Source organism: Candidatus Saganbacteria bacterium (assembly GCA_016223245.1).
In the GTDB taxonomy this organism is placed as follows: domain Bacteria; phylum Margulisbacteria; class WOR-1; order XYC2-FULL-46-14; family XYC2-FULL-37-10; genus JACRPL01.
Genome location: JACRPL010000005.1, coordinates 77995 through 87796, shown reverse-complemented (window position 1 = coordinate 87796; position 9802 = coordinate 77995). Strand labels below are relative to the sequence as shown.

Here is a 9802-nt window from a genome sequence, read left to right as displayed (position 1 = left end):
TTTCTGATTCTCTGTCTGCTCTCTCTCTCTCTCTCTCTCTCTCTCTCTCTCTCTCTCTCTCTCTCTCTCTCTAGAACCATGGCGATAAGCCGAGTATTAATGTTCTGTGCCGCGGTTATTTTCGTCCTCGGACTGACCGTTGAGGCGCAAGCTATTAAATTGGGCGGATTTGTCATCGGGCGCTATCAGTGCGCTGAAACTACGCCGCTTTCAAACGGCACGTCGGATGTGCAAAACGCTAAATTGAAACTGACTGAAGAATTGGCGCCAAACCTGCGCTTTACCATTCAGCACGATTTTGCGCCAAATAACTGGCAAGGGATCCTAAACATTGCCAGCTTAACTTGGGATTTGAATAGTTCCACGACCGTAACTTTGGGTAAACAGTATGAGACCGGTTAGCAACTCAGAAACCAGCGACTAAATCCCGATGTGGGAATCGGGACAAGCGTCGCGGTTTCCTCGTAGATTTTAGGAACCGCGAGCCGTGCCTGCCGGCAGACAGGGTTCACTCGCAGGTTCCTAACTAGTCTCAAGAATGTTAGCATCAACAATTAATTCCATTTATTTAAGCATTGTTTTAGTCTTTTTCCATTGGCGGGTTTTAATCATCCGGCCGTATTTATTGGAGTCTTCTTCAGTGAGGGAGCTTTTTACCAAGAGTTGGTTCATTTTTTCTAAAAGCTTCACCTTTTCAACGATGGCGGCGCGGGTTTCAACCCATCCGGTTAGAATGTCAGTTTGGTTGACCGAATATGCGAATTCTCCGCTGGCGCAATTGCCGGAATGGGAGACCGTATCTATCTCTGTGAATCCGGGTTCTTTTACATCCCAGTGATCTGTCTTGATCGGGATTTGATGTTTAAGAAGAGTTTCGGGTTTTGTTCCTCCATATATCCGTCTTTTTACTTTTACTTTAAGTTTTTGCAGCCGTCGCTCCATCTGGCGAGGGCTAATGCGTTGGAGCTGCTTCGCAATTTGATCATTGATCGAAAAATTCTTTTTCATATAAGGCAGCCAGATGGGGAGCATGGCCTTCAACCTGTCGGAACATGGATAGAGGATATTTCGGAGGCCGCTTCTAACTGCCCGTATTTCATTCTTGCCGCCTTGTAATCTAACTTTGCCATTGTTATCCCCTCCACATTTTCGGTTAGGTTTTTAGATGACGGATCGATACCCTCTATGGTTAGATTTTACATGGCTTGATTCGCAATCTTGACTCCCTTCTATATATATGCGATGATGAATTGGCTCAAAAAAAGGCAGGTGTTTTTAAATGAAGATCGGGATCATTTTGGAGACTAAAGAATTTGAAAAAGCGTGGAACGCGTTTCGTTTTGCCACGGCCGCAAAAAAGAACAAGAATGAAGTTAAAGTTTTCCTTATGGGCGAGGCGGTTGAGTGCGAAGGGCTTAAGAACGATAAGTATAACGTGGATGAACAGATGAACAACTTTTTGAAAGAGGGCGGAGCGATACTTGCGTGCGGAACTTGCTTGAAATCCCGAAATTTGCAAGGGACGGAAGTTTGTCCGATGTCTACAATGATCGATTGCGTCAAAATGGTCGAATGGGCCGATAAAGTAGTAACATTCTAAACCGTGAAAATTCAGTAATTCTGCCAATTTTTCACTGTTATGTTGACAAAAGCGTGAAGATTGCGTATAATTAGTAACAATATATGGCTAAAACACTCGATGTTTTCAATAAGGTGAATTCTCTCCGCGAGAGATACTATAAAACGGCTATCGGCAAGGATGCACTTATCAGGCTTATCTCTGAAGCGGAGGTGGCTGAGCAAGTATATAATTCGAATGCCATCGAAAACAGCACGCTTACTCTTGAAGAAACCGAAAAAATACTTCTGCAAATTGACCTGGATAGGTTTATCACTGAAAGAGAAATATTTGAAGCAAAGAATCTGGCTCGAGTGGTGTCTTACATAGACAAAAGAGCTAAGGAACAAGAGCTTACTTTAGAGGTGATCTTATCACTTCACAAAATGTTGATTTCCAATATCCGTGACGATGTTGCCGGAAGATTTAGGAATAATAATGAGTTTGTGCGCGTCGCGAATCATATTGCTCCGCATCCAAAAGAAGTTGTGGGGCGTCTTGAAAAAATGATGGCTGAATACAATGCCGCCAGCCATGAGGGTATAATTAAAAGGATCGCCAGATTGCACCTCTCCTTTGAATATATACACCCATTTGTTGATGGCAATGGCCGTATTGGCAGGGTCATTAATAATTATTTGTTAATACGAGAAGGATTTGTTCCCATAAATATTAAATTCATTGATCGAAAAAGATATTATGCGGCATTCAGGGAGCATGATGAGAAAGGAAAGTCGGTTGTTATGGAGGAAATAGTCGGGAGGGCGCTTGCTAACAGTTATCATAAACGCCTGGCCTATTTGGAAAGCAAAAGAATTATAACTCTCTCTGACTATGCAAAAATCAATAAGCTCTCCCATTCCAATCTTATTAATAAAGCTACTCGGCAAACCATTGAGGCCTTTTTGGAAAAGAATGTCTGGAAAATCGGTGTTGATCAAGAAAAGCCGAAACCTGCGCGATCCTGACCTCCTTTTAATAGTCGAATGATTTTCCCTTGACATGTATTTTTATTATATGCTATAATAACGACTAAGTCGATAGACAATGAAAATATATTTGTTCGGAGTGAAATTTCCAAAATTACCCGCCGATATAAATATAGGAAACTAATTCCCATTTTTTAACCAGCGAGTTAACCCTGCCTGCCGGCAGGCACGGCTCGCGGTTAAAAAATGAAGAGGATTGCGAGGAAACCGCGACGCTTGTCCCGATTCCCACATCGGGATTTAGTCGCAGGTTTTTGAGCTCTGTGCAGTAAGGAGTTTAAATCCATGAGAATATCAAGCCAATGTGATTATGCTGTAAGAGCCGGTTTTGTATTAGCTTTGAATTTTGGAAAAGAAGCCGTAAGCATACAGGCGATAGCCGATGAACAAGATATTCCCAAGAGGTTTTTGGAGCATTTGCTCTTAAGCCTAAAAAATGCAGGCCTTGTTAAGAGCAATAGGGGCAAAGATGGCGGATATATGTTGGCGAAGGATCCAGGAAAGATATCCATTGAAGATATTTTTAAGGCTATCGAGGGCACAACTTCTGTTGCGCCTCAAAATAAGGCGGGCTCTAAGTCGGTTTTGGTGTCGGAGGTTTGGGCTAAAGTCCAAGAAAATGTGATTGAGGTTCTTCAATCTGTAAGTCTACAAGATTTGGTCGATAAGAGCCATAAATTGCGTAAGTCGGTCATGTATCATATCTAATAGGAGGAAATATAAAAATGGGATTACTAGAAAATAAAGATGATTTGAAGCATTTAGTCGATAACTTGAATTTCAAGGAAAAAGTTGACAGGTCTCTTGCGTTAATAGAAGAGGCATATAAAAAATACAGTTCCGGTCTTGTTGTAGCTAATAGTTTGGGCAAGGATTCTGTTGCTGTTTGGGATCTTGCTAAGAAGGTCAACAAAAAGATAAAAGGTTTTATCGTAACAACAAGATATAAACCGAAAGAAACAAAAAAATTCATGAGGGAAACCGTTAAAAGATATCCTGAATTGAGAGTGTTTGACAATAAAGTTAAGATCGAGCATGAACTTTATAAAACAAAACCCGACCAGTGCTGTGATATCCTAAAGGTTGAACCAACTCGCCAAGCAGTCAAAGAAATGAAAATTTCTTGCTGGGTAACAGGTCTTAGATGCACAGAAGGAAGAACAAGGACAGATTTTAAAGAAGTTGAAGAAAGAGATAAGGGACTTATCAAACTTAATCCAATACTCATTTGGAAAGAGCGCGAGATCTGGCAGTACCTTGCGTTGTACGAAGTTCCTGTAAACCCATTATACAAATTGGGATATAGGTCTCTTGGATGCGCGCCTTGCTCTCACATTTCAAACGACGAGAACGAACGCGCAGGCAGATGGATCGGGACCAGCAAATGTGGAGGCGAATGCGGGATACACACCCGTCCGCTTATCGGAGGAGCCGGTATATAGTGCTTGTTGTCTTATTGGTATTAATTGTTATTTTTTTTGCCGTAAATATGGGGGGGTCGGGAATCGCCCCCTCATTTGCGGCAGTCCATGGCGCGAAACTTATTTCGTACCTGAATTCGGTTTTATTGTTTTCTGGTTTTGTGATCCTTGGAGCATTGGCTTTGGGCGGACGAGTGAGCAAAACCTTGAGTTCGGGGCTTATCGACCATAAGCTTTTTACTTTTGAAGTGGCGCTTATAGTCCTTGGTTCCGCGGCAATAAGCTTGTTTATAGCTAATATGCTTAAAGTTCCGCAATCAACAAGCTGGGTTACCGTATTTCCACTATTCGGCGCGGCCATCTATTTTAAAGACCTAAATTTCGTCACAGCCTTCCATATGGTCGGCATGTGGCTTGTGCTTCCGATAACGGCGTTTTTTCTTACGTATTATTTTTTCGGGAGAATATATCCGCCGCGGCCATCTAATTTTTGGTTCTACGAAAAGACGCACATATGGAAAAAAAGAATACATATTCTGGCCTTGGTCTCGAGTTGTTATGTCGCTTTCGCAATCGGTGCAAATAATGTAGCTAATGCAGTAGGCCCCTTGGTTGGCGCCAATTTGATCCAGACATTTTGGGGGCTGATCCTTGTTGCCCCGCTTTTCGGGGTAGGCGGACTTCTGATCGGCGACAAGACGATGCATACATTAGGTAAAGAAATTGTCCCGTTAGGGCTTGTAACATCGACGATCGTTTCTTTTGTGACGGCAACTTTGCTTTTAGTCGCGTCGTTCATGGGCTTTCCCCAATCGCTTGTACAGTTGAATACATTGGCGATTTTTGCTATCGGGACAATTAAGCATGAACATGTTATGTCATCAGGCGGAAAATCCGGGCCCAAAACTCTTATTGTTTGGCTTGTGGCCCCTATAGTTTCAGGGATAATTTCATTTTTGTTGTTGAGTGTTTTTAAGGTATGATGTAAATGTTAACCATAAAAAAGAATGTTTATGATGAAATATTAGGGCATGCGAAGAAAAACCCTTTAGCTGAAGTTTGCGGATTATTGGGCGGGAGAGATTCTCGCGTTGATAAGATCTATAAAATGACGAATACCTCCGATACTCCGGACCTTTGTTATTTTATGGATCCAAAAGAACAATTGACTGTGATGAAAAAGATGCGCGAGATCCAGATGCAAATGGTAGCAATATATCATTCGCATACGCATTCCGAGGCGTATCCATCGGCAAAGGACGTGGCTCTGGCTTATTATCCCGATTCTTACTATATTATTGTATCTTTGACCAATAAGCCGAATGTCCGGGCTTTTAGAATTGTTGATGAAAAGATAACCGAGGAGAAAATAGAAATTGAGTAAAGTTGAAGTTAAATCCAAAGATCTTATTATGCCATATTTTGTGGTTCTAGGTAAAAACGAGAAGCAAGCGATCAAATCGATGCCCGGCATCAACCGTTATTCTGTTGAAAATTTATTAAAAGAGATCGCGGAAATAAAAAAATATGGCGTAACCAAAGTCCTGTTATTTGGTGTTCCAAAAAGTAAGTCAGAAGACGCCTGTGATGCTTACAATAAGAATGGAATTGTCCAAAACGCCATTCGAGCCATAAAAAAAGAATTTAAAAGCATAACGGTCATAACCGATGTTTGTTTGTGCGCTTATACAACTCATGGTCATTGCAGGATAATGGAATCCAAAAGAAAGATTGATAATAAAGCAACGCTAGAGGCGCTGGCTAAGATCGCGGTGTCGCACGCAGTCGCCGGGGCAGATGTCGTTTCGCCTTCGGCTATGATGAAGGGACAAGTAAAAGCCATAAGACAAGCACTTGATAAAAATGGATATAAAAAAGTCGAAATAATGGCATATTCGGCAAAATTTGCGTCTAATTTCTACGGTCCATTCAGGGAAGCAGCCAACAGCGCCCCTGCATATGGTGACAGGACGGGGTATCAGTTAAATACAGCCGATACAAAAGGTGCCATGCAGTCGATCCGCAAAGAGATCAAAGAAGGTGCGGCGATCGTTATGATCAAGCCTGCGTTATCATATCTTGATATTATTTTTCAGGCAAAAAAAGAGGTAAGAATTCCGCTTGCGGCATACAATGTTAGCGGCGAATACAGTATGTTAAAGAATGGCGGAGGAGAAGATCTTTCACTTGTTATGGAAGTGCTGACTTCTATAAAAAGAGCCGGCGCGGACCTGATAATAACGTATTTTGGAAAAGAAGTCGGGAAATACCTCACCCACCACGGATGAGGAAAAAAAAGGGGGTTGAGATGGAAATAGTAATTAACGGGAAAAAAGAAACGATAGAAGACGGGATGATGTTATCCAAGTTATTGGAAGCAAAAAAGATCAGGCCGGAAGTTGTAACGGTTGAACTCAATGAAGAGATAATCGATAGGGCAAAGTATAAAGAAACAAAGCTCAAGGCAAATGATAAGCTCGAATTTGTCTATTACATGGGTGGCGGGTGCCCGTTCTCGGACAAGATCGCAAATGATGTGACAGAGCTCATAGGCCAGACCCCGATCGTTCGGATAAATAAGGTCGCAGAGCCGGGGTCTGCACAAATTTTTGCCAAGCTCGAAAGCTTTAATCCTGGTGGCAGCCTAAAAGACAGGATATGCCTTTCAATGCTTGAGGAAGCGGAAAAAGCCGGGCTTTTAAAACCGGGATATACTGTTATTGAGCCGACGTCCGGAAACACTGGAATAGGCCTCGCGATGGTTTGCGCGGTTAAAGGATATAAATGCATTTTAACAATGCCCGAAACTATGAGCTTAGAGCGCATCTATATCCTGAAATCATACGGCGCCGAAGTTGTGTTGACGCCGGGGATCGAAGGCATGAAGGGATCTATAAAAAAAGCGGAACAACTATCAAAAAAAATTCCGCACAGCTTTATGCCCCAGCAGTTCAAGAGCAAGGCAAACCCTGAAGTCCACAAAAAGACAACGGCAATAGAAATATTGGATGTAATTAATTCCGAAATTCATGCTTTTGTTGCTACCGTCGGCACGGGCGGGACAATAACAGGAGTTTCTGAAGTATTAAAGCAGCGTTATCCTTCGGTCAAGATAGTTGCGGTAGAGCCTAAGGGATCGCATGTTTTGTCCGGCGGCCAGCCTGGGCCTCATAAGATACAGGGAATAGGCGCCGGGTTTATTCCTGAAATATTGAACCGCGGCATAATAAATGAATGTGTAGCAGTGTCCGATGATTGCGCGTTCAAGATGACTAAAAGATTGGCTCGTGAGGAAGGTTTGCTTGTTGGAATATCGTCCGGTGCCGCGGCATATGCCGCGATCAAAGTTGCAAAAGATCTAGGGCCAAATAAGGTCGTCGTAACCATATTTCCGGATACCGGAGAGCGATATTTTTCGATGGAACAATATTTCAACGCATAAAGGAATAAAAATGTTCAAATTATCAAAAGAAATAAAAGATGGAATGAAAAATTACAAGCAATCGCTCGATGAATTGCTGCAAAATAAAATTCCACAGGTCCGCTTTAAAGGCGTTCGCGTGCCATGGGGGATCTATTCCCACCGTGGAGGAGGAATTTACATGACTCGCATCAGGATCCCGGCAGGGATTGTTTCAGGTGAGCAGCTTATTGCGCTTGCTCAAGCTTCACAAAAGTTTGGCAGCGGCAAGCTGCATATTACAACTAGGCAGGATATCCAGATCCATAATGTGAAGATAGAAGATACTATTAAGTTGATGGAGTTCTTATCCGATTTCGATCTCTCCTCCCGCGGCGGCGGCGGGAATACAGTAAGAAATATTATGTCCTGTGCCAAAGCAGGCGTTTGTCCCGATGAAGTAATGGATACCAGGAAATATGCTGTCGCTTTGACAGAGTATTTGATCCAAGACGAAAAATCCTTTCAGATGCCGAGGAAATTTAAGTTGACATTCTCCGGATGCGCAAAAGATTGCGGCGGAGTAATAACCAATGACATGGGTTTCTTGGCCGAAAAGGGTGGATTTAGAGTATATGTTGGAGGTGGGATGGGGGCAAGGTCAATATTGGGTAAATTGTTGGAAGAACATATTAAACCGGAGGACTTGCCGTATTGCGCTGAAGCTGTCAGAAATGTTTTCTTAAAACACGGCGATCCAAAAAATAGGCATTATAATCGTTTAAGATTTTTGATCGAAAAGATCGGATATCCGGAATTCCAAAAGCTCTACAGGGAAGAATTCAAAGACCTAAAGGCTCAAAAAAAGATAGTTTTAAGAGATATAGTTGCGCCAAAATATGAAGAAATAAATGATTCCATCGCTCAAAACGACGATGCCAATTATAAAGAATTCTTAAAATATAATGTTTTTCCTCAAAAGCAAAAAGGATATTCGATTGTGGAGCTAAGGATCAATCGAGGAGATCTTTCGGCTCAAGAGCTCGAGAATTTAGGTTCATTGTCAAAAGAATTCCCAAATATTGATTTTAGGGCGACTCAAAAACAGAATCTTCTAATATGTTTTGTTAGAAATGGGGGCCTGTTTAAGTTGTATACAAAGATAAATGGGATCCTCAAGGATTTTCTTTATCCTGAAACTCTTTTGGACATTGTTGCGTGCAAAGGCGCTTTAACCTGCAATTTGGGCGTATGCAATTCTCCTGGACTTTCGGAATCTCTTGAAGAAATGATCAAAAAAGAATTTGTAGGAAGCTATGCTTTCAAGAAACTTGAAGTTAGGATCAACGGATGCCCAAATTCCTGCGGCCAAGTCCCATTGGGCAAGATCGCTTTTTACGGATTGGTCAAAAGAGTGGGGAACAGGCCGGTCCCATTTTATAATTTATTGGTTGGGGGCCATAAGGCGGCGTCGAATACGAAATTCGGCGAAGAAATAGGGTTAATACCCGGAAGAAATGTTCCTGCATTCTTGAGAGCATTATTCAAGAAGATGGAAGTTGCGCTTTCGGCCGATATTAATGTTGATGAATATTTAGAAAAGACAGGCAAGGGGTTGGCCCGCGAACTTCTCAAAGATTATATTGCTGTCCCATCCTATGAAGAAAATAAAGACTTCTATGTTGATTGGGGCAAAACCGAGGAATTCTCATTGACCGGGATTTCTCAAGGCGAGTGTGGAGCCGGAGTTCTCGATATTATTGAATCGGATCTTAAAGATGCGAAAGAATTTTTAGAAAAAGCTACCTTAAAAGACCTTTATAAGGCATTGATATATTCTGCGCGCGCCCTCCTTATGACAAAGGGTGTTGATACCATAGTCGAAAGCGAGATCATGGCACAGTTTAAGGAAAAATTTGTAGAAATGGGCATCGTTGCCTACAAATTCAAGAATATTATCGAGTTTGCTTTCTCAATACTCAAGGAAGAAGTGTCTCAAACCGATGCGAAAGCATATGTTCAAGAATTATTCGATGAGGTGTCGGCGGCATATAAGGCGATGGATCCGACTTTTCATTTTCCAATTAGACATGAATTAAAAAAAGAGGCCGAAGACAAGAAAACCGAGGAAAAAAAGGTCGCATCCCATGAAGTATTAATGGACTTAAGAGGCGTGGCTTGCCCGATAAACTACGTAAAAGTTAAGATCCGACTAGAAACTATGGAAAAAGGGGACAAAATTTTGGTATACTTAGATCAAGGCGAGCCTATCATCAATGTCCCCGCTAGCCTCAAGAACGATGGACAAGACGTTATAAGCATCACAGAAAAGGACAATTACTTCGAAGTATTAGTCAAAAAGGAGGTCTGAAGA

11 protein-coding genes are annotated in these 9802 nt (G+C 42.0%); 10 read left to right on the top strand and 1 reads right to left on the bottom strand.

Annotated features, from left to right (window positions below; genetic code table 11):
• The coding region (locus tag HZC34_01785; protein MBI5700561.1) for a hypothetical protein at positions 1-402 on the top strand (402 nt) is incomplete at its 5' end.
• Between the two features lie 162 nt (positions 403-564).
• Here HZC34_01785 and HZC34_01780 read toward each other — a convergent pair.
• Positions 565-1008: a hypothetical protein gene (locus HZC34_01780; protein MBI5700560.1), complete on the bottom strand. Its 444-nt coding sequence runs from the start codon at positions 1006-1008 to the stop codon at positions 565-567.
• A gap of 271 nt (positions 1009-1279) precedes the next feature.
• On the opposite strand from HZC34_01780, the gene HZC34_01775 reads away from it, so the two are divergent.
• The 9 genes from HZC34_01775 to HZC34_01735 all read left to right on the top strand — a co-directional run bounded on the left by HZC34_01775 (position 1280) and on the right by HZC34_01735 (position 9799).
• On the top strand, positions 1280-1600 hold the full coding sequence (locus HZC34_01775) for a DsrE family protein (protein ID MBI5700559.1): 321 nt from the start codon (positions 1280-1282) through the stop codon (positions 1598-1600).
• An 83-nt stretch (positions 1601-1683) separates the two neighbouring features.
• A complete protein-coding gene (locus HZC34_01770; protein MBI5700558.1) occupies positions 1684-2586 on the top strand; it encodes a Fic family protein in 903 nt (300 codons plus the stop codon).
• Positions 2587-2892: 306 nt separating this feature from the next.
• Complete coding sequence (locus tag HZC34_01765) at positions 2893-3315, top strand: Rrf2 family transcriptional regulator (protein ID MBI5700557.1); 423 nt, start codon at positions 2893-2895, stop codon at positions 3313-3315.
• Between the two features lie 17 nt (positions 3316-3332).
• On the top strand, positions 3333-4049 hold the full coding sequence (locus HZC34_01760; GenBank protein ID MBI5700556.1) for a phosphoadenylyl-sulfate reductase: 717 nt from the start codon (positions 3333-3335) through the stop codon (positions 4047-4049).
• A complete protein-coding gene (locus HZC34_01755; GenBank protein ID MBI5700555.1) occupies positions 4049-5011 on the top strand; it encodes an inorganic phosphate transporter in 963 nt (320 codons plus the stop codon). Before HZC34_01760 ends, HZC34_01755 begins: the two co-directional genes overlap by 1 nt.
• Positions 5012-5016: 5 nt before the next feature.
• Entirely contained in the window at positions 5017-5412 is a 396-nt protein-coding gene (locus HZC34_01750) for a M67 family metallopeptidase (protein ID MBI5700554.1), read from the top strand.
• A gap of 28 nt (positions 5413-5440) precedes the next feature.
• Positions 5441-6316 carry a porphobilinogen synthase gene (hemB, locus tag HZC34_01745; protein ID MBI5700553.1) on the top strand — a complete coding sequence of 292 codons (876 nt, stop codon included), beginning with the start codon at positions 5441-5443 and terminating at the stop codon, positions 6314-6316.
• Between the two features lie 20 nt (positions 6317-6336).
• Entirely contained in the window at positions 6337-7470 is a 1134-nt protein-coding gene (gene cysK, locus HZC34_01740) for a cysteine synthase A (protein ID MBI5700552.1), read from the top strand.
• Between the two features lie 10 nt (positions 7471-7480).
• Positions 7481-9799, top strand: coding sequence for a sulfurtransferase TusA family protein (locus HZC34_01735; GenBank protein MBI5700551.1), 2319 nt, complete (start codon positions 7481-7483; stop codon positions 9797-9799).
• Positions 9800-9802: the final 3 nt, after the last annotated feature.